Annotated in this window: 19 protein-coding genes and 1 pseudogene; 9 read left to right on the forward strand and 11 right to left on the reverse strand. The window is 61.0% G+C overall.

Translation table 11 applies throughout. The features are described from left to right. The 3 genes and pseudogenes from H2510_RS20990 to H2510_RS19160 form a co-directional block, all read right to left on the reverse strand. A pseudogene (locus H2510_RS20990) lies at positions 1–147 on the reverse strand (pyridine nucleotide-disulfide oxidoreductase); the annotation flags it as partial. 93 nt (positions 148–240) lie between these two features. Then, positions 241–1,068, reverse strand: a complete 828-nt coding sequence (locus H2510_RS19155; protein ID WP_186629881.1) for an SDR family oxidoreductase — start codon at positions 1,066–1,068, stop codon at positions 241–243. Positions 1,069–1,088: 20 nt separating this feature from the next. After that, positions 1,089–2,642 carry an aldehyde dehydrogenase family protein gene (locus H2510_RS19160; protein ID WP_186629882.1) on the reverse strand — a complete coding sequence of 518 codons (1,554 nt, stop codon included), beginning with the start codon at positions 2,640–2,642 and terminating at the stop codon, positions 1,089–1,091. Between the two features lie 132 nt (positions 2,643–2,774). Here H2510_RS19160 and H2510_RS19165 point away from each other — a divergent pair, with 132 nt between their 5' ends. Beyond that, the gene (locus H2510_RS19165; protein ID WP_186629883.1) at positions 2,775–4,031 is read left to right on the forward strand and encodes a CdaR family transcriptional regulator; all 1,257 of its coding nucleotides are present in this window, start codon (positions 2,775–2,777) and stop codon (positions 4,029–4,031) included. Positions 4,032–4,125: 94 nt separating this feature from the next. Beyond that, the gene (locus H2510_RS19170) at positions 4,126–5,493 is read left to right on the forward strand and encodes a cytochrome P450 (RefSeq protein WP_186629884.1); all 1,368 of its coding nucleotides are present in this window, start codon (positions 4,126–4,128) and stop codon (positions 5,491–5,493) included. A 1-nt stretch (position 5,494) separates the two neighbouring features. On the opposite strand, the gene H2510_RS19175 is transcribed toward H2510_RS19170, so the two are convergent. The 5 genes from H2510_RS19175 to H2510_RS19195 all read right to left on the reverse strand — a co-directional run bounded on the left by H2510_RS19175 (position 5,495) and on the right by H2510_RS19195 (position 10,259). Then, positions 5,495–6,649: an acyl-CoA dehydrogenase family protein gene (locus tag H2510_RS19175; RefSeq protein WP_186629885.1), complete on the reverse strand. Its 1,155-nt coding sequence runs from the start codon at positions 6,647–6,649 to the stop codon at positions 5,495–5,497. Beyond that, positions 6,646–7,437 (reverse strand): enoyl-CoA hydratase-related protein, encoded by a 792-nt coding sequence (locus H2510_RS19180; RefSeq protein ID WP_186629886.1) that lies wholly within the window; start codon positions 7,435–7,437, stop codon positions 6,646–6,648. Before H2510_RS19180 ends, H2510_RS19175 begins: the two co-directional genes overlap by 4 nt. Continuing rightward, positions 7,434–8,957 carry an acetyl-CoA acetyltransferase gene (locus H2510_RS19185; RefSeq protein ID WP_186629887.1) on the reverse strand — a complete coding sequence of 508 codons (1,524 nt, stop codon included), beginning with the start codon at positions 8,955–8,957 and terminating at the stop codon, positions 7,434–7,436. Before H2510_RS19185 ends, H2510_RS19180 begins: the two co-directional genes overlap by 4 nt. 66 nt (positions 8,958–9,023) lie before the next feature. Beyond that, complete coding sequence (locus H2510_RS19190) at positions 9,024–9,623, reverse strand: TetR/AcrR family transcriptional regulator (RefSeq protein ID WP_186629888.1); 600 nt, start codon at positions 9,621–9,623, stop codon at positions 9,024–9,026. A 48-nt stretch (positions 9,624–9,671) separates the two neighbouring features. Beyond that, on the reverse strand, positions 9,672–10,259 hold the full coding sequence (locus H2510_RS19195) for a DUF6611 family protein (protein ID WP_186629889.1): 588 nt from the start codon (positions 10,257–10,259) through the stop codon (positions 9,672–9,674). A 238-nt stretch (positions 10,260–10,497) separates the two neighbouring features. Here H2510_RS19195 and H2510_RS19200 point away from each other — a divergent pair, with 238 nt between their 5' ends. After that, positions 10,498–11,292, forward strand: coding sequence for an SDR family NAD(P)-dependent oxidoreductase (locus H2510_RS19200; protein ID WP_186629890.1), 795 nt, complete (start codon positions 10,498–10,500; stop codon positions 11,290–11,292). A 131-nt stretch (positions 11,293–11,423) separates the two neighbouring features. Here the strand turns inward: H2510_RS19200 and H2510_RS19205 are convergent, their stop codons facing one another. After that, a complete protein-coding gene (locus tag H2510_RS19205) occupies positions 11,424–11,723 on the reverse strand; it encodes a DUF4342 domain-containing protein (RefSeq protein ID WP_186629891.1) in 300 nt (99 codons plus the stop codon). Between the two features lie 222 nt (positions 11,724–11,945). On the opposite strand from H2510_RS19205, the gene H2510_RS19210 reads away from it, so the two are divergent. From H2510_RS19210 to H2510_RS19235, 6 genes are all read left to right on the forward strand, one after another. Next, positions 11,946–12,506: a DUF488 family protein gene (locus H2510_RS19210; RefSeq protein ID WP_186629892.1), complete on the forward strand. Its 561-nt coding sequence runs from the start codon at positions 11,946–11,948 to the stop codon at positions 12,504–12,506. Beyond that, positions 12,503–12,784, forward strand: a complete 282-nt coding sequence (locus H2510_RS19215; RefSeq protein WP_222438939.1) for an MGMT family protein — start codon at positions 12,503–12,505, stop codon at positions 12,782–12,784. Before H2510_RS19210 ends, H2510_RS19215 begins: the two co-directional genes overlap by 4 nt. 105 nt (positions 12,785–12,889) lie before the next feature. After that, complete coding sequence (locus H2510_RS19220) at positions 12,890–14,236, forward strand: MFS transporter (RefSeq protein WP_186629893.1); 1,347 nt, start codon at positions 12,890–12,892, stop codon at positions 14,234–14,236. A 280-nt stretch (positions 14,237–14,516) separates the two neighbouring features. Next, entirely contained in the window at positions 14,517–15,527 is a 1,011-nt protein-coding gene (locus H2510_RS19225) for a zinc-dependent alcohol dehydrogenase (protein ID WP_186629894.1), read from the forward strand. 161 nt (positions 15,528–15,688) lie between these two features. Then, the gene (locus H2510_RS19230) at positions 15,689–16,477 is read left to right on the forward strand and encodes a GAF and ANTAR domain-containing protein (protein WP_186629895.1); all 789 of its coding nucleotides are present in this window, start codon (positions 15,689–15,691) and stop codon (positions 16,475–16,477) included. Positions 16,478–16,674: 197 nt separating this feature from the next. Next, positions 16,675–17,253 (forward strand): ANTAR domain-containing protein, encoded by a 579-nt coding sequence (locus H2510_RS19235; protein WP_186629896.1) that lies wholly within the window; start codon positions 16,675–16,677, stop codon positions 17,251–17,253. Between the two features lie 61 nt (positions 17,254–17,314). Here H2510_RS19235 and H2510_RS19240 read toward each other — a convergent pair whose 3' ends face one another. Then, on the reverse strand, positions 17,315–17,713 hold the full coding sequence (locus tag H2510_RS19240; protein ID WP_315901446.1) for a VOC family protein: 399 nt from the start codon (positions 17,711–17,713) through the stop codon (positions 17,315–17,317). 40 nt (positions 17,714–17,753) lie between these two features. Then, entirely contained in the window at positions 17,754–18,224 is a 471-nt protein-coding gene (locus tag H2510_RS19245) for a universal stress protein (protein ID WP_186629897.1), read from the reverse strand. Positions 18,225–18,383 lie beyond the last annotated feature (159 nt).

Here is an 18,383-nt window from a genome sequence, read left to right on the forward strand (position 1 = left end):
GCCGGCGACGTTGTAGTCGGACTTCATGAGTGCGTCGGCGGCGTAGATGCCTGCCGGTCCGGCGCCGACGATGGCGACGCGAAGTGGACGATGGGCATCTTTCTCGGATGCCGTCGTTGTCGATGAAGTAGAGATATCAGTGTTCATGAAGATGTTCTGTGCTTTCTATCGGTAGCTGAGGAGGCTCTTCGGGACGAATCGCGGCCGGGATATCGATGGCCGTGATCGTGCACATTCAGCTCAGCTGTGACGAGCCCGCTCCTCATAGGCCTGCCGAGCAGTGATGTCGACGTCGTCGAGAAATACCTTGTCCGTGTGGAGCGCACGGTTGAGGGCTTCGCCGATCCGACGCGGAAAGAACTTTTGACTTGCAGCGAGGGCACCGACGAGCTTGGTCACCCGCACCTTCGGTTTGGGGTTTTCGATCAGTGAGACGATGGCGCGTGCAATGTCCTCCGGCTCGGCGTTCTTGAGTCCGGGAATCCCCTTGGTGCCGGCAGTGAGCTCGGTGTTGACGAAAGACGGTAGCACTGCGGAAAACTCGATTCCGGTGCCGCGGTGCTCCACCCGAGCCGCGTCAGTGAAGCCGACGACGGCATATTTGCTGGCGCAGTAGGTGGCCAGCCCCGGTGTGTAAATCTCGCCCGCAAGTGAGGCGATGTTGATTATGTGCCCACGGCCGCGCGGCAACATTCGCCGAACCGCCAGTTTGGAACCGGTGATCACGCCGAGGACATTGATATCGAGGATTCGGCGAGTGACCGCATCGGGCTCGTCAACGATTCGGCCCGCAGGCATGATGCCGGCGTTGTTGACGAGCACATCGATAGGTCCGAGCTTTGCTTCCACGTCGTCGAGGAAGGCCTCGAACGATTCGGAGTCCGTTACGTCGAGCTTGCTGTAGCTGAGCAGGTCGAGTTCGGTCGCGGACTCTTTCAGTTTGACGTCGTCGATGTCCCCGATCGCTACTTTTGCGCCGAGCCGGGTCAGGGCCGTGGCAGTCGCGAATCCGATTCCGCGGGCACCGCCGGTGATCGCGATGACGCGACCACGTAGAGAATTGGTCATGTTCCGTCCTTCTATGGTCGTTACTGGGACTTCGAGCGGTTTGTCACCGACAAGCGACGGCGTGGGTCACGCGCGACGAGGGCGCGCAGGACGCGGCCGACGAGTCGACCGCGGATCGGCGAGTACGGGTACCACAGCAATTCGCGCTTCAACTTGGGTCCGCGTGGCACTGTGATCGCTTGCTGCCGAGTGTATTTCCGAATTCCGTACTCGCCACCGAATCGTGCGCCGAGACCGGATTGCTTCCAGCCCCCATGCGGTAGTCCCAGCGCGAACAGGTTGGAAAAGGCGTCGTTGATGTTCACCGCGCCGGCCTCGAGTCGGCGGGCTATCTCCTCGCCGCGGGCTCGGTCCCCACACCACACGGTTGCGGACAGTCCGTACTCGGAATCGTTGGCCAAGCGCACGGCTTCATCGGCATCGGCGACCTTCACGACCGGGATTGTCGGCCCGAAGGTCTCTTCTCGGATGCAGGCCATCGATTGATCGACGTCGACGAGGACTGTCGGCTCGAAGAACGTGCCGGTGCTGCCGGCCTTGCCGCCGGTCAGGGCAGTGGCGCCGCCTTTCACAGCGTCGGCTACGTGCCGCGCGACAAGGTCGCGCTGGGCCGGGGTCGCCAGGGCGCCGATGTCGATTGCATACCCGTCGTCGTCGGCTCCTTGACGCAGCGAACCCACGAGCTTCGCGAGTCGTGCGACGAAGTCGTCGTAGACCGGTGCTTCGACGTAGACGCGTTCGATCGACACGCACACCTGTCCGGCGTTGAACAATCCGCCCCAGGCGATTCCGGCGGCTGCACGGTCCAGATCCGCATCCGCCAGCACGATGGCAGGATCCTTGCCGCCGAGTTCGAGGCTGCAGGGCACCAGTCGCTCGGCAGCCCGTATCGCGATCGCTCGACCGGTTGCGGTGGACCCGGTGAACTGCACGAAGTCCACTGAATCCACGACCGATGCGCCGGTGTCGCCACGGCCGGTGATTACCGAAAATACTGGGGGAGCGCCGATTTCCGACCATCCTCGCGCCAGTTCTACGGCTGCCAGCGGCGTTACCTCGGATGGCTTGAGCAGCACAGCTGCACCAGCAAGCAGAGCCGGAATGATGTCCATCGCCGGCATCGCGAGCGGGAAATTCCACGGCGTGATCACACCCACCACCTGATACGGGCGGAAGGTTTTGATCAGTCGTTTGCTCATCGACAGAGGGCCATGCGGCCGCACTCGCTCGTCGGCGAGAAACTTGCCGGCGTTGTCAGCGAAATAGTTGATCAGATCGCATGCAAGCGCAGGTTCGATGGCTGCTTCAGCGCGTGGCTTACCAGTCTCGGACTGCAGCACGTCGATGAGGTGGCGCTCATTGTCGAGGAGCCAGTCCCGCAGCTTCCGTAGCCACGCGGCTCTTCCTCCCGGCCCCAGCGCCTCCCACTCGGATTGGTGGGTGCGCAATCCTCGGACCGTCTCGGTTACCGCCGCGGCACCCCCGTCCGGGACAGATGCGACGAACCGGCCGTCTGCGGGGCAGTGCACGTCGATGCTCGGATGGTTCGTGTGCACTGTGGTCTCCGATGTCATGCGAGCACCGCCTTCTGTGATGTAAGACATTAACTATTACGATTGCACAATTGTCACACCGATTCTTGGCCAATTTGGCTAAATGGACCGTTGCAATTTGTGTTCGAAATCCAAAATGGAAGGGGCGTTTCCGTGTCTGCTGACGACATTGTCTTTGCTTGGCTCCGGGACTTCGCGGCGGAGGCCCTGATGCCGGAAACGCTGGACAGCCTCGTCGTGCGCTTCGCCGCCGCGATCGAAGCCGAGGTCCCCGAGGTGTCCGCGGACCGAGAGCTTCGAAGAGATTTGGGTGTCAGTACTCGTGAGCAGGGACGCGCCTTGCTGGTGTGGCTCACCGGTGATTCCTTGGAGGTAGCGCCCCCGCCGGCGGCGCATGATCTTGCGCGCACAATCGCCCGCCGCGGTATGCATCTGAGGGTGCTGATGCAGATCTACCGCGTCGGGCAGAAGGCGCTGCTGAAATTCGCGGCGGAGACCGCGAGTGAGCGCATCACGGACCCGGTGCTGGAACCGAAGGTTCTGATTCGATTGCTGGAGAGGGCAAGTCATTGGCTCAACGTCTCACTGGAGGTGCTCGCCGACACCTACGGGCAAGAGCGGGAACGGGGATTGAGTGGCGCGTTTGCCCGGCGGGCGGAAACCGTTCAGGCGATCATGCGGGGTGAGATCGCGGACGTCGGGACGGCGTCGAATCGGTTGGACTACCCTTTGCTCCGGCATAACACTGCCCTTGTGCTGTGGTTCGAAGACTCGCAGCCCGAGCCTGCTGAAGACGGTATCGGGATCTTGGATTCCGCTGCCCGTTCGCTCGCCGCAACAATCGGGGCTCGGCAACTGCTGACGGTGCCATCCGGATCGCGGGGTCTCTGGGCATGGATGTCTGCGGATCACGAACCAGATCTCACGGCGCTGGCTATCGGCGACGACGTTCCGACCGGTATTCGGGTAGCAATCGGTAATCCCGGCGTTGGAATGCATGGATTTCGTCAGAGTCACACGGAAGCTATTGCCGCCCAGCATATCTCGGAGTTTCGACCGGACCGTTTCCTGCTGATGCGCTATGCCGACATCGAGATTCTTCACTTGCTCGAAGGTAATGCTGACGCGGCCAGGGCGCTGGTGTCCCGTGAACTCCGCGGCCTCGACGGTAGCGATGCATCCTCGGCAATGCTCCGTCGTACGCTGCGCAGCTATTTGGCGGCGAATCGCAGTCCGGACGCGGCCGCGCGGGCGCTCGGCGTCCACAAGAACACCGTGCGCTACCGCATTCAGCGCGCCGAGGAGTTGCTCGGACGTCCAATCGGACCCAACCGGCTGAAGTTGGAACTCGCGCTCGAGTACGCCGACGCCTACGGTCCGGTCGATATGAACGGACTCGTCGGAGCATAGGGTAGCAGATCTTGACAGATGTGACCTTGGTAACGCAGAGTGAGCCTATCTGACAGGACGCGCTGTCAGATGGGAACGAAGTCGAGGTTTCGTGATGTCCAAGGTCCTGGCCGCTCCACCCGCTGGCTCGAACATGCACCCGATCTTGGGGCGATCCGGGATCCCCGGCGTCGGGCACTCGTTCGAATACATCCGCGACCCACTGGCATTGATGCAAAAACAATGGGACCGATACGGCGAGGTCTCGTGGTTCTCGATGGTCGGGAGGCGTTGGGTTGCGGTGCTGGGGCCGGACGCGTGCCAGGAAGTGCTGCAGAACAAGGATCGGGCATTCGCAAATGGCGACGGTTGGTCGGTGCTGATCGGCCCCTTCTTTCACGGCGGCCTGATGCTGCTCGATTCCAAGGAACATCTGCGGCACCGTCGCATCATGCAGCAGGCGTTCACCCGATCGCGGCTCGAAAAAACTGTCGACGTGCTCAATCCGGCGCTGGACTCGGCGCTCGACGCGTGGGCTCCGATAACCGGATTCCGCGCCTACACTGCCCTCAAAACCCTCACCCTCGATCTCGCCACCGAAATCTTCATGGGCGGTGCGGAAGACTCCACCGCCAGCGAAATCGCCTTGGTGAAAGAAGCTTTCGTCGATTGTGTGCAAGCGGCTACCTCGGTGGTCCGCTACCCGGTCCCGGGTACGAGGTGGAAGCGCGGGCTCGATGGCCGTCAGGTGCTCGAGGACTTCTTCCGGCACTACCTACCGGCACGTCGAGCCCGCGAAACGGACGATCTGTTCTCCGTGCTCTGTCACATCGAATCGGAGGACGGTCAACGCTTCAGCGACGACGAGGTCATCGATCACATGATCTTCCTCCTGATGGCCGCCCACGATACCTCCACGATCACCATTTCCACGATGATGCAGTACCTGGGTCAGCACCCACAGTGGCAGGACAGATGCCGGGCGGAGTCGCTCGCGTTGGGAAAATCGGCGCCCAGCTATGGCGATCTCGACGAACTGAGCAGCCTCGATCTGGTCATGAAGGAATGCCTCCGACTTGTCTCACCGGTGCCGGTGATGGCGCGCCGAGCAGTGCACGACACCGAAATACAGGGGCACTTCGTCCCCGCGGGAAGCTACGCAGCGGTGGTCCCACACTTCACCCATCACATGTCGCAATACTGGCCCGAACCCGAACGGTTCGATCCCGAGCGCTTCGCGGACGACAGACGTGAAGACAAGGTGCACCGATACGCCTGGGAGCCGTTCGGCGGCGGTGTACACAAGTGCCTCGGCATGTCTTTCGCCGGTGCCGAGATCAAAACCATCATGCATCACCTGCTGCTTCGATTCGACTGGCACGTCGACGCGGATTACGTTGCACCACTGGACTTCACCTCGTTACCGTTCCCCTCGGACGGCCAACCGATCGATCTGCGTCGTCTACTGACGACTGATCGGTGACTCAGAGTCCGATCATCTTGCAGATGATCTCGTTCATGATTTCGGTAGTTCCACCACCGATGCCCAGGACTCGGGCATCGCGGTAGTGCCGTTCGACCTCTGACTCGCGCATACAACCGAGTCCGCCGAACAGTTGGACTGCTTCGTATACGGCATGGTCGCAGACTTTGACCGCGTTGTTCTTGGCCATCGCTGTTTCGGCCAGCATGCCTCCGTTGTCGACCCACCGCACTGCTACCGACCGGCAGAACTCCTCGGCTGCAGTGATTTCGGTCGCCAGCTCGGCGATACGATGGCGTACGACCTGGCGGGTGGACAATGGTCGTCCGAAGGTCTCGCGTGAGCGCACCCATTCCGTGGTCAAATTCAGGCATCGACGGGCGGTTGCGACGGCCTGAAATGCCAACGACAGTCGCTCACCTTGGAACTGCTGGGCGATCTGTCCGAAACCCGATCCCTCTTCGCCGATGAGGTTCTGGGCCGGGACGCGCACGTTGTCGTAGAACAGTTCGGCGGTGTCCGAACACAGCCACCCCATCTTCTCCAGCCGTCGAGACACGGTGAATCCAGTTGTGGTGGTGGGGACTACGATGAGGGAGATGCCGGCGTGTCCACGATCTCCGGTCCGCACAGCGGTGGTGACGAAGTCTGCACGAGTACCGGAGGTGATGTAGAGCTTGGAGCCGTTGATGACGTAGGAGTCGCCATCGCGGGTGGCAGTGGTGGAGATGTTCGCGACGTCGGATCCGCCGCCCGGTTCGGTGATTGCCAGCGCCCCGATCATCCGTCCTTCCAGAGCGGGCCTTGCGAACCGGTCGATGAGATCGTCGTTGCCCGAGGACACGATATGCGGGGTTGCGATCCCGTGACTGAACAGCGCCGATATCAGGCCCGAGGAACCCCCGGACAGGATGATCTCCTCGAGGATTGCCAGCATGTCGAGTGCATTCCCGCCCGATCCGCCGACACTTTCGGGAGTCGATGCCCCGAGGAGACCCAAGGTGGCCGCAGTGTGATGCAGCTCGCGGGGAACCTCGCCATTGCGCTCCCAAGTGGCGAGGTCGGGAAGGACGTGCTTGGTAGTGAACTGTCGGGTGAGATCGCGCAATGCCCTACGGTCGTCGGTGTCCCACGAATTCAATAGTGCAGCAGTCATTTTCCACTCCAGATCGGGTCACGCTTCTCCAGGAAAGCCATGATGCCTTCCATCGTGTCGGCCGAAGCACTCAACTGTGCCAAGGCCTGCTCGGTGAGGGCCCAGCCCTCTGCCTCACTGGGGACTGCCCCGTCGACGATTCCGCGGGCAACGGTCTTGCTGGCTTGCACCGCCAACGGCGCACCGCCGGCGATGGTCTCGGCAAGTGCAAGAGCGGTGGCCAGTACCTCGGCCTGCGGGACCACACGATTGACCAAGCCCCAACGCAGCGCATCCTCGGCGCTCAGTGCGTTACCGGTGAGCAGCAGTTCCAGCGCGACCGCGCGTGGGATGGCGGTGACGAGTCGAAACACTCCGCCGGCGCCTGCGATCAAACCGCGTTTCACTTCCGGTAGCCCGAAGGTCGACGTATCTGCTGCCACAACGAGATCGCTTGCCAGCGCGAGTTCTGTCCCGCCGCCGAGTGCATTGCCGTTGACTGCAGCGATGATCGGTTTCGTGATGTGGTGTTTGACAACTCCGGCAAAACCCCAATGTGCGGTTTCGGGCGGCGTCACCCCGTCTGGTCCGGAGGTGCCGAGGGCCTTGAGATCTGCGCCGGCGCAGAACGTTGCCTCTCCAGCCCCGGTCAGCACCACCACTCGGATCTCATCGGTGTCTTGTGCCAGTTCCCACGCTTCACCGAGACCGCGGTGCACATCGGCGTTGATACTGTTGGCGGCGGCCGGTCGATTGATGGTCACTATCATTGTGTGCCCACATGTTTCGGTGAGTACGACTTCGGTCATGGCTGTACCTCTTCTTTCAACGAGACCGCGATACGGCCGTCGTGGTCGGTGATGGATATCCGCACGCCGACGAGCGACCGACTTCCGCCTTGCGTGTAGCGCAGCAGTGCTGCGGCGTCGTTCGAGTCGGTGTGGCCTGCGACCCGTGATCCATCGTCGGTCACTGCGATGATCAATGCAGATCTGGTGCTTTCGTCCCGCTCGAAATCGATTGTTGCGGTGACGATATCGGCATCACCAACGTAGCCGTGCAGCATGGACGGACCGGTTGCAGGTATCTCGTGAGGATTCGGATCGCCGATGTACCCGTTGCGATGAGGATTGCGTGACAACAGCACGGTGTGCTGATGGGTGAGATAGCCACCGTTCGCATGGACCAGCGCCGGTGCGTCGACGTCGGTGCTGCGCAACAGCCGGGTGACCTCGGCGATCGCGTGGAGGGTGTAGCTGTTGAGCGGTCCACCGAAGAAGGAGTGACCGCCCAGGACGCTGGGCACGGTCGAGTGCGGAAGACCCAGAGCCTGGATCAGCAGCTTCGGCACCACGGGGAAGCAACTGTAGGCGTCGATGATTCCTAGGTCGCCACCTGTCACCTCGGCTTGCTTCAGGGTGCGGTCGACGGCGGATGTCAGTGCTGCCGAATGACCGAAGTCTCTGCGCGCGAGGACGTCTGCAGATTCGGTTGCACCGCCGCCGCCCCACAGGTAGACGATGCGGTCCTTCGCGACACCGAATTCGATGGCAGCGGCGAGTGAACATACGACGATTGCGGCAGCTTGATCGACGAACGGCATCGCATTCATCGTCAGTGGGTACGCGTCGCTGACCAACCGGTTCTTGGGTCCGCTGGTGGCGATGTCTTCCGATGTCCGCGCGGTGGGCATCCACGCGCACGGGTGTGCGGCAGCAAGTTCGGAGAACTGTGCATACATCCGAGCCGAGTACTCACGAGACTGCTGGGGGCTGTCGCCGATGTCGTAGCTGAACCGGTTCTCGAACAGTGGGTACACGCGGGTCGGCGCGAGTACGCCGGCGCGCTGCATCTCGGGGCTGCCGAGGTCGTCCGAGGTGAAGGTGGGTGGCCCCCCGGGTGCAGCAAGCCAGCCCCGAGTGGTCGGATCGACGCCGAGCTTCATCAATGCGTTCAGTGATGCTTGGGCTTCACCGCCCACCAGAAGCGTCACCGACGAGGATCGGTCGGCGATCTCGGAGCCGATGCGGTCGAGTAGAGCTGTCGGCCAGTGGCCGCCGATCGAACTGGTCCAGGTTCGCGGGGTGTCGGCGCCGATGCGTTTCGCGAGCAGACCAGGTAGGTCATCGTAGGACCAACTCGCGGTTTTCACCGCGTAGATCGTGTCCACGCGGGAGCCGATGGTCTCGATTCCGGTGTCGGCAAGGGCTGCGATCGTTGCCTCGGAGATGAGATCGAGGGGCTCTCGCGGCGAAGGGGGTGCTTCGGCCCGTCCTGAGCGAATATCGGCAACGCCGATGATCACCGGCACTGTCGTGGGGTCTGTCATATCCGCCACGCTAATACAGACAATATTTGTCCGCAATGCTGGGTAGGTCGAGCGGGGGGACCGCGGTTAGGTCAGCGAACGCAGTACGGTATCGACGATCAGTGTCGAATGTTGTAGTGAGTCCGGTATTCCCGCATCCGCACGTGCCTGCGCGAACAACGCGCGTGTAAGCACTGCACCGGTCACGAGTTCGAGCAGTAGCGTCGTCGAAGTCTCGCTCGGCAACTCGCCTCGCATCACTGCGCGCTGAACGATCTGCCTCGTGGTGACGAAGCGGCTCTGGTTGAGCGTGTCGGTGAGATGCGACAGGAGGTCAGGGTTGACCATCGCATCGAGAGTCACCCGTAGCGATACCAGTCCGGACAGTTCGGCGTAGCCGTGTGTGAGTTGCTCGGAAAGTTCGATGAGGTCATCGCGAACCGTGCCGGTATCGATCGGCGTCGACAACGGGGATCGGGCCTCGAGTGCCTGTACCAAGAGGTCTTCCTTGCTGTCCCAACGCCGATACAGTGCCGCCCTACCAACCTTCGCCTTGCGGGCAACCGCGTCGAAAGTGAACCCGCGCCAACTTGTTTCCCAATACACCTCGAGTACGGCGTCGTAGACGCGAACCTCCATGTCCGCATCCCGAGGTCTACCGGGCCCGCGCTGACGCTCCTGAGACATTCGCCAATTGTCGCACCTGCGGACGATCGTTTCGCTCGCATCGAACGTTCAGTACTTGCCTGCCGGCAGTTGCAGGTAGACCTCGCTCCAGATCAATTCGTGCTCGGCTGCGGTGATGTGCTGTGTTGCAAACCGGTTGTCGGCGTCTACGAGGAGTTTCACGTGGCGGCCGATGTCGTCGCGGCGAGACAGGGAGTCGAGGTCGGGTAGATCGGTCATCGTGATCGCTACCTGTATCCGAACATGCGTTCGCGGGGTGCCCGCCATCACGAACGCGAAGTACCCGCTGAGCAGGTAGACGGTCGTCGACGCGGCGACTGCCGGAATCGGAGCGAGCTGATTGCTCAGCACCACCTCGCTGACGATCCACAACATCGCACCCCACAAGGGCCACCCTCGCCATAGGCGCAGACGTCTACGCTCGGCAAGGTTGGTGCCCGGAGGAAAAACGACGAGTCGGTGGCGGGTCATGCCGTGGCGGGAGTGCCAGGTGTCCACTGAGCCCCAAATTCTTTCGCCGTCGAGAAGGTGACTCCAGAAGCGACGGGCAGCACTGGGTGTTGCCGACGGCGTCGCATCGGGGTCGCGGTGGGGGTGTCCCGCTGCGGACCCTCGCGTGATGGGTTCTTCTTCCATTTGGTCAGGTCTACGACACCGGCGGGACCGTTGGGCGGAAAGATACGACACCTGTATGCCCATGCTGAAAATCTTGATGATCCTTTGACACGCAGTGCAGATGCCAAGTCTGCATGCGGTCGGGATAAAGCAAAAGATGACTGCTCCAGCAGCCTCGGGAGGTAGCCGGACGGTCGTATGCTGCAGAGACAGTTGACGACAGTTGAACTCCAGAAACTAGTCGAAAGCAGGCAGCATTATGGGAAGACTTCAGGGCAAGGCAGCCATAATTACCGGCGGGGCAAGCGGCATCGGTATGGCGGCCGCGCAAATGTTCGCAGCCGAGGGCGCGGCCGTCGCAATCGCGGATCTGGACCAGCAGCAGGCCAGCGATGCTGCTGCCCGGATACAGGAAGCCGGCGGGCGCGCGATCGGTATCGCCGTCGACGTGATGGACGAGGAGTCCCTCGCTGACCTGGTAAATGCTTCGGTACAGGAGTTCGGTCGTTTGGACGTCATGTGCAATCACGTGGGCGGCAGCAATCCGCGCAAGGATCTGGACGTGCTCCGGTTGGACTTGGAAGAGTTCGACCGCACCATGCAGTTGAACGTGCGTAGTGCGCTCCTCGGCTGCCGACTGGCTCTGCCGCACCTGATCGATGTCGGCGGCGGCTCGATCATCAACACAGCCTCTGTCGGGGGCTTGGCCGGGGACTACATGCAAGTGGCTTACGGCACTGCCAAGGCTGCGGTCATTCGCATGACCCAGTACGTCGCCACCCAGTACGGAGCACAAAAAGTGCGTTGTAATGCGGTCGCCCCCGGCGCGGTGATGACCCCAGCGTTGCAGAACAATCTTTCCGCTGAGGCCATCGACAAGATCCGGTCACACAACGCGCTGCCGTTCATCGGCGAACCCGAGGACATTGCCGCCGCCATGTTGTTCCTGGCCTCGGACGAGTCCCGTTACATCACCGGACAGACACTTGTCGTCGACGGTGGCATGACCAGCCACCACGCAATCGCCGAGGACCGCCGCATCCAACCTGACTGATCTCTCGGACTGCGGATGCTGTTCAGTCACAGGGGGACTCGTGCAGTTTCAGATTGCGCAGATGTCAGAGTCCCGATCGGCATAAGCGGGCGCTTGGGCTCCCGTCCGTCTGAGCGGTTCTCTGATCGCTGTCATGCGATCAGAGCAGCTTCGTCGACGCGGTGAACCTCGATTGTGCAGTCCTTCACCACGGCAGCGATGGCAGCAACTGCTACGAGAACCGGTGCGACGATGGCGACAGCGACGCCGGCCGTGACTGGAATCTCGATGATGCTCTGGTCCTGACTATTTTTCACCACAATTCTTCGGACGTTGCCATCGTGAAGCAGTTTCTTCACTGCCGCAGTGATTTCAGCCCCCTGAACCTGCAAGGTGTCTACCGGAGAGGGAGATTCGGCAACAGTCGCGTCGGCCTGATTCTTTTCGGTCATGATTGGTGTATTTCCGTTCTGGGTTGGCGAGATGTGGCCTTGTGTGGTCACCGGTATCAGTCTGCTGTTCGAGTCATCTGAAGTTCAGGGTCTTTGTGCCTCTGTCTTCTGCTGAAAGTGTGACCGTTGGAGTGGTCGTCGAGATCAACCAGAATGGGGCCGGCGACATTGACCAGATGCATGAGATGAGTGGCCTGAAGTCGATCGAGTAATCTGGATTCGATGACGAAGGGCCAGGAAAGCAAACGCGCCGTGCCTCGGGTATTCACTATCGGACACTCCACTCGCACTGCTGATGAAGTGCTCGAGATGCTCCGTGCGAACGAGGTGACCGAGCTGGTCGATGTGCGTTCGTTTCCAGGGTCGCGAAAGTATCCGCAGTGGAACCAGGACGCGATCAAGGATGCGCTGCCGGCCGATATCGGGTACCGATGGATCCGGGATATCGGCGGTCGTAGATATACACCGGTTGATGTGTCGAGCCCGAACGGAGGGTGGCGGGTCAAGGCATTCCGCGACTACGCGGACTACATGGAGACCGCGGAATTCCGTTCCGGGCTCGCTGAGCTGCTACGGGTCGCACACGAGTCGGTCCCGGCGATCATGTGCAGCGAGGCTGTGCCATGGCGTTGTCATCGACGGCTGATAACGGACGCGCTCATCGTCGCAGGGGCCGAGGTTTTCGACATTATGTCGATTTCATCGACCCGCCTCGCGACAATTACAGAGTTCGCGCACGTACAAGGCGAAACGATCACTTATCCAGAGTCAGCAGAGGCATGACCATCGACGTGGTGTCGGAAGTTCGAGCCATGGTGGTGAGGATTCCGGCGGGTCACGTCGCCGCCTACGGTGAGATCGGTCGCGCACTGGGCATAGGTCCCCGGCAGGTGGGCCGGGCCGTCGGACTGCTCGACGACGGTGTGCCGTGGTGGCGGGTGGTTCACGCCGACGGTGCGCCTGCGACGTGCCATGGCGGAGCAGCGCGCGCATTGCTCGAAGCGGAAGGTGTTCCCTTCCGTGGCAACCGCGTCGACATGGCCAAGGTCGGAACGAAGTAAGCGGATCTTCTACCCCTTTTCGGGGGTGGGTACTTATGACGCGCGTCACATAACCTTCTCCTTCAGATTCACATCACACTTCCTGACGATGCCTCTGGAGAATGAATGCCCTCAATTACACCGGATGATGCGGTCGACCGCAGGCCCACGACCCGCTCCGCCGCACCCACCACAAGTGTTCGGAAGGTGGCGATCGCCAGCGGCATAGGAACCACAATCGAGTTCTATGACTTCTTCATTTATGGAACTGCTGCCGCACTCGTATTTCCGACAGTGTTCTTCCCAGCATTGGGTGCCACTGCGGGGACCGTCGCATCCTTCGCCACCTTTGCGGTCGCCTTCATCGCGAGGCCTGTCGGAGCTGTGGTCTTCGGGCACTTCGGCGACCGTATCGGCCGAAAAAAGACGCTGATCTCGACGCTGCTTCTGATGGGCATATCAACTTTTGTAATCGGGTTGCTACCCAGCGCTGACACCATCGGAATAGCGGCTCCGATAATTCTCGTTCTGTTGCGATTCGGGCAGGGATTCGCTGTGGGTGGAGAATGGGCAGGCGCAACTCTTCTCACTGCCGAATATGCACCACCGAAAAAACGCGGCTTCTACGCCATGTTCCCGCAGCTGGGCCCGTCAGCGGCATTCATTCTTTCGAGCGCGACCTTCCTCGTAACGGGTGCTGTATTCGGTGACACCAACGCAGTCTTCCTCGACTTCGGTTGGCGTATACCGTTTCTTCTCAGTGCAGTTCTCGTGCTGATCGGGTTGTACATGCGACTGGCAATCGAAGAAACACCGGTTTTCCGTGCGAACAAAGAGGCAGAAGTTCGAATTCCTGACCGTGCTACCACCCTTCCGATCCTCGAAGCTTGGCACGTACAGAAGAAGGAGATTCTGCTTGCCGCCGGAGCGCTGGCTTCACTGTTCTCGCTCTTCTACATGGGCACTGCATATCTGACCAGTTACGGCACAAAGACCCTCGGCTTCGATCGCCCCTTCGTGTTGTGGACAGGTCTTGTAGGCGCCGTGGTCTTCGGTATCGCGATCGCACTATCTGCAACGTATTCCGACCGAGTCGGACGCCGCAGAGTGATCATGACATCTTGTGCAGCGGCAATTCCTTGGTCGCTCGTTCTATTTCCTTTGCTCGACACGGGAAGCCCGGTTGCGTATGTCGTGGCCATGTGTGTGACGCTGACGATCTTCGGTATCGCCTATGGACCAACCGGTGCCCTTCTCCCAGAACTGTTCCAGACTCGATTCCGCTACACAGGTGCCGGACTGGGATACAACCTCGCCGGTGTTCTCGGCGGCGCAATCCCGCCATTGCTCGCCGCCCCTCTCGCGGCACAATTCGGAAGTATTGCTATCGGAGTCATGCTGGCGCTCTTGTCGGTACTCAGCCTCGCCTGCACGAAAGCGCTCTCCGAGACGAAGGAAATGAGCATGACCTGACCTGCGATAGGGCCACGCAACGCCGACCGTTGACGCACCGGGCCAGGGCCGTCCAGTCTTCGGTATGAAACAAACTCGAGCACCCCCCCTGAACTGCGAAATGCGCAGTTCAGGGGGCTTTCTTTCGTGGATCGGCATATTCTGTTGCGCTGATAATTGTCCCTGGACGGTGGTGACTTCTGGCCCTGCACGCATGGTTGTCGAGGCAGCGAGGATCGATAACGTGCATCGCTCGACCGTCGAGAACGGCATTGCTCAGTGATTTACGGAGGAACCCGGGATGAAAGCTGCTGTCGTTACCGAGTTCGGTGCGCCCCTCGTCGTCCAGGACATTCCTGTTCCCATCCCGGGACCCCAGCAGGTGCTCGTGAAAATTCAAACCTGCGGGGTGTGCCACACCGATATTCACGCTGCGAATGGTGACTGGCCCGCCAAGCCGACCGTGCCCTTCGTCCCAGGGCACGAGGGTATCGGCCTCATCGAGGCCGTGGGATCACAAGTGTCCGAGGATCGAATCGGCGAGCGCGTCGCCATCGCGTGGCTGGGTTCGGCGTGCGGTGAGTGCGATTACTGCGTATCCGGGTGGGAGACCCTGTGTGAGAAACAGCAGAACAGCGGCTACTCGATCGATGGGGCGTACGCCGAATACGCAGTGGCAGATGCTCGTTACGTCACCCACGTGCCAAATGGAATCTCTTCCTTCGACGCCGCTCCATTGACCTGCGCAGGGGTAACCACCTACAAAGCGGTCAAAGTCGGCGGGGTGTTGCCGGCTCAGCGTGTTGCGATCTTCGGTGTCGGCGGCCTTGGCCACATGGCTGTGCAATATGCCAAGATTGCCGGAGGATTCGTCACCGCCGTCGACATCGAAGACGAGAAGTTGGAACTCGCGACCGAACTCGGGGCCGACCACACCGTCAACTCGTCGACGACGGACCCGGTCGAAGCGATCCGCGCACTCGGCGGTGCCGATGTCGCGATCGTATTGGCAGTGATTCCCGAGGTATTCGACCAAGCTTTCCGATCACTCCGTCGCGGTGGGCGGCTGGTGTGTGTGTCCATGCCTGCTCATGGAGTGTTCCCCGTGCCGATCTTCGAGACCGTGGTCGGTGGCATCTCGGTGCTCGGCTCGATCGTCGGCACTCGGAAGGATCTACGTGAAGTATTCGCCTTGCACGAGGCCGGTCGGACGAAGGTCTCCGCAGTGTCTCGCAAGCTCGACGAAGTCAACGAGTGTTTCGACGACCTGCTCGCCGGCCGATTGACTGCGCGAGCGGTCTTCGAGTTCTGATGGTGGCGGACGCCATCTCGATGAGTACGCGGACAATGCCGAAGCGCTTCTCGCCCCGCAGGACATCGGCCGAGGTCATGACGGGAGTGCAGACGCCGTAGGGTTCGGGAGGGCAAGCACGTGCAGAAACCGCGTGTGGCCACAACGAATCGAGCAGCGTGATGAACGCAGAGGACATCGGTGGTCCGGAGCGGTTAGCTGTACGTGCAGGGACCACATACCCTGACGAGCTCGACGACGATTTCAGAGCGAGTCTGGCAGACCTGGGTAAGCTCGCGATGAGCACGTTGACCCTGTCGGAGACGCTGTCCCACGTGGCAGAGTTCGCGGTGCGGGCCATCCCCGGCGCCGATGGGGCAGGGCTGACGCTTCTCCATTCGGACAAGCCTCCGACGATTGTCGCCAGCGCGGACTTCGTCCGAGTGGTCGACGGCATTCAGTACGGGCTGGGGGAAGGCCCGTGCATCACGGCAGCCGCGAAGGGCATCACAGTCCGGTCGGGCTCGCTCGACGCAGATCCTCAATGGCCAGAGTTCGGGCCCCAGGTCGGTCATCTGGGAGTTCATAGTGTGCTGTCGCTGCCGCTGGTCACCCGAGCCGGTGTGCTCGGAGCGATGAATGTCTACGCCCATCAGCCGGACGCGTTCGACGACCGCTCCGTAGAACTCGGCGAACTCTTTGCAGTCCCTGCCGCGGTCTCGGTTCAGAACGCACGTGCGTTGGCCAGCGCCGTGCAACTCACCGAGCAGCTCGAAAAGGCTCTCAGCAGCCGAGCGGTGATCGATCAGGCAATCGGTATTCTGATCAGCAGAAGCGGATGCAGCGGCACTGAAGGGTACGAAAAACTTCGAACGCTCAGCCAGAACGAACACAAGAAGCTCGTCGTGGTGGCGGATACGATAGTTGCCGAGGCGATGAAGACTGCCCGTTCGCGTCTTCGACGGAAATAAGTCCGTCGCAGGGTGCTGCGAGCATCGCTCACCGAAAGAGGGTAGCGTCGACGGCGCAGGTGAACCCGAGACTCGGAGTCCGACTTTGGTCTCTCACGTGCATCTCCCTAACGGAAATTTGACTCCGCAGGGTCCTGGAAGTATCGAACAGGCGATCGGGCCGCACTGGATTCTCGATGGAACTACAACGTCGGTTGATGGCCGACCTCTTCCTACTTACCGAAGCGCTCGACAGTGACACAGTCGATCTCGCACATCTGGCGCTTCGGCTGGTGTCCGACATAGACGATGCCGTGTCGTCCGTCGTCTCCGTTTCTCTCACCATCACGATTGATGGTGGACAGTTCGAGGTTGCGGCGTCGACGGAGGATGGAAACGCGTGCGGTGCTGTGTCGTCTCTACGGATCACTCTGCCGGGTCTACCGAACACGTGTGCCGTTGCGCAACTGGTGATTCTCTCCGGGACAGTCGGTGCTTTCGTGGATCTCGCTGCGGACGTGACCTATTCACTCGGGCTGGCCGGCGCCGCGATCGTCCTCGACGACCGTATTCGACACACCGACAAAAATGAGATGACTGCAACAGATGTTCAGCGGACGCTCTCTACGGTCAGCGTAATCAATCAAGCAGTGGGAGTGCTCATCGAGAGCGGCCGAACACCCTGCGAGGGACGCGCGGAATTGCATCGTCTTGCGCTGCAATCGGGCTCACCGGCTATCGAGATTGCCCGACGGGTCCTACGTGATGCCCTCGGCTGGCATCCGCCCCGATGCTAGCGGATCGACCCTGATACTTGAAAATCAATGCAGCACTAAAGGATCGAAAAGATAGCCGCTGTCACTTGAACCGATCGGCGATGATGTGGCGCGGAAGTTGGAGCGGACTCGGATAGGCAACGAGAATTCGGTTCCCATCCGGGTCCCGTCCGTCGAGGAATTTCACTCCGCCGGCGCTGTGAATGTACGTGGACGGATAGTGTTGTCGCAATCGTTCACCGACCTGTTCGAGCTCTTCCTCGGTCGCGGTGGACCACATGACCTCTTTCACTCCGAGGGCGTCGATGGGCCGTTGCGCCAATGATCGGTTCGCGTACAGATAGATCTGAAATCCGTCCGGTGCCAACAACAGTGCCGCATCCGACTCCCGTAACGCGACAATGCATTCGAAGACCTCGCAGTAGAACTTGGTCGAGATTTCGAGCTCGAGTACTCCCATCAGCATCGACGAGACAGCCACCGAAGGAACGTTGGGTGGCACGGACCCGGCGTTGCCCGCGCTAGTGATGATCCCTCGAATGAACGACGAGCACCGGGCATCGAGCATGCTCGGCGCACTGTGCACTGACCGATCCCAACAGCAGACCGACGAACCCGCCACGACCGCGGCTTCCTACGACGAGCATGTCTGCCACTCGACTGGCGTCGAGCAGTACCTGGGCTGGAACACCTTGTACCGCAAACTGTCCGATGTCGGTCGGTGCGTCGTCACCGAATGCGGCAACGATCGCATCGGCCATAATCTGCTTGGCGTCCTCATCGGGGTGAACGTCGTTCGCGAAGCCCTCACCCATGTATGTCGGATACTGCCACGCAGCCATGACATCTATGCCGATTCCTAATGCCTCCGATATCCGTCGCGCTTGCTGCAGTGCCAGGATCGAGGAGGGTGAACCGTCGACGCCCACGACTATGCGGCCTGTGGGTTCAGAAGGATCCGTCTGGGTCTCACTGGTCGGTGTTGTACTCATCTGTTGATACTGCACGCTGGTTGCGCGTCTCGTCAGAGTCTTTTGTCCCGATATGTCAGGGACCACGTGGGACCCGAAAAGGGGTAGCGTCGACGTTGCTGAGAACTTCAGCTGGTTCGGGAAGAATTTCGCCGTCCGCCGCGGAATTGCTGGGGTATT

This window comes from Rhodococcus sp. BP22 (assembly GCF_014281965.1).
Taxonomy (GTDB): domain Bacteria; phylum Actinomycetota; class Actinomycetes; order Mycobacteriales; family Mycobacteriaceae; genus Rhodococcoides.

What these genes read in the sequence shown, in the direction of transcription:
- H2510_RS19200 (WP_186629890.1), top strand. Translation starts at nt 10,498, where the DNA reads ATGGGAAGACTTCAGGGCAAGGCAGCCATAATTACCGGCGGGGCAAGC.
- H2510_RS19155 (WP_186629881.1), bottom strand. Translation starts at nt 1,068, where the DNA reads ATGACCAATTCTCTACGTGGTCGCGTCATCGCGATCACCGGCGGTGCC.
- H2510_RS19160 (WP_186629882.1), bottom strand. Translation starts at nt 2,642, where the DNA reads ATGACATCGGAGACCACAGTGCACACGAACCATCCGAGCATCGACGTG.
- H2510_RS19180 (WP_186629886.1), bottom strand. Translation starts at nt 7,437, where the DNA reads ATGACCGAAGTCGTACTCACCGAAACATGTGGGCACACAATGATAGTG.
- H2510_RS19170 (WP_186629884.1), top strand. Translation starts at nt 4,126, where the DNA reads ATGTCCAAGGTCCTGGCCGCTCCACCCGCTGGCTCGAACATGCACCCG.
- H2510_RS19245 (WP_186629897.1), bottom strand. Translation starts at nt 18,224, where the DNA reads ATGAGTACAACACCGACCAGTGAGACCCAGACGGATCCTTCTGAACCC.
- H2510_RS19195 (WP_186629889.1), bottom strand. Translation starts at nt 10,259, where the DNA reads ATGGAAGAAGAACCCATCACGCGAGGGTCCGCAGCGGGACACCCCCAC.
- H2510_RS19230 (WP_186629895.1), top strand. Translation starts at nt 15,689, where the DNA reads ATGAACGCAGAGGACATCGGTGGTCCGGAGCGGTTAGCTGTACGTGCA.
- H2510_RS19210 (WP_186629892.1), top strand. Translation starts at nt 11,946, where the DNA reads ATGACGAAGGGCCAGGAAAGCAAACGCGCCGTGCCTCGGGTATTCACT.
- H2510_RS19190 (WP_186629888.1), bottom strand. Translation starts at nt 9,623, where the DNA reads ATGTCTCAGGAGCGTCAGCGCGGGCCCGGTAGACCTCGGGATGCGGAC.
- H2510_RS19220 (WP_186629893.1), top strand. Translation starts at nt 12,890, where the DNA reads ATGCCCTCAATTACACCGGATGATGCGGTCGACCGCAGGCCCACGACC.
- H2510_RS19185 (WP_186629887.1), bottom strand. Translation starts at nt 8,957, where the DNA reads ATGACAGACCCCACGACAGTGCCGGTGATCATCGGCGTTGCCGATATT.
- H2510_RS19205 (WP_186629891.1), bottom strand. Translation starts at nt 11,723, where the DNA reads ATGACCGAAAAGAATCAGGCCGACGCGACTGTTGCCGAATCTCCCTCT.
- H2510_RS19235 (WP_186629896.1), top strand. Translation starts at nt 16,675, where the DNA reads ATGGCCGACCTCTTCCTACTTACCGAAGCGCTCGACAGTGACACAGTC.
- H2510_RS19225 (WP_186629894.1), top strand. Translation starts at nt 14,517, where the DNA reads ATGAAAGCTGCTGTCGTTACCGAGTTCGGTGCGCCCCTCGTCGTCCAG.
- H2510_RS19175 (WP_186629885.1), bottom strand. Translation starts at nt 6,649, where the DNA reads ATGACTGCTGCACTATTGAATTCGTGGGACACCGACGACCGTAGGGCA.
- H2510_RS19215 (WP_222438939.1), top strand. Translation starts at nt 12,503, where the DNA reads ATGACCATCGACGTGGTGTCGGAAGTTCGAGCCATGGTGGTGAGGATT.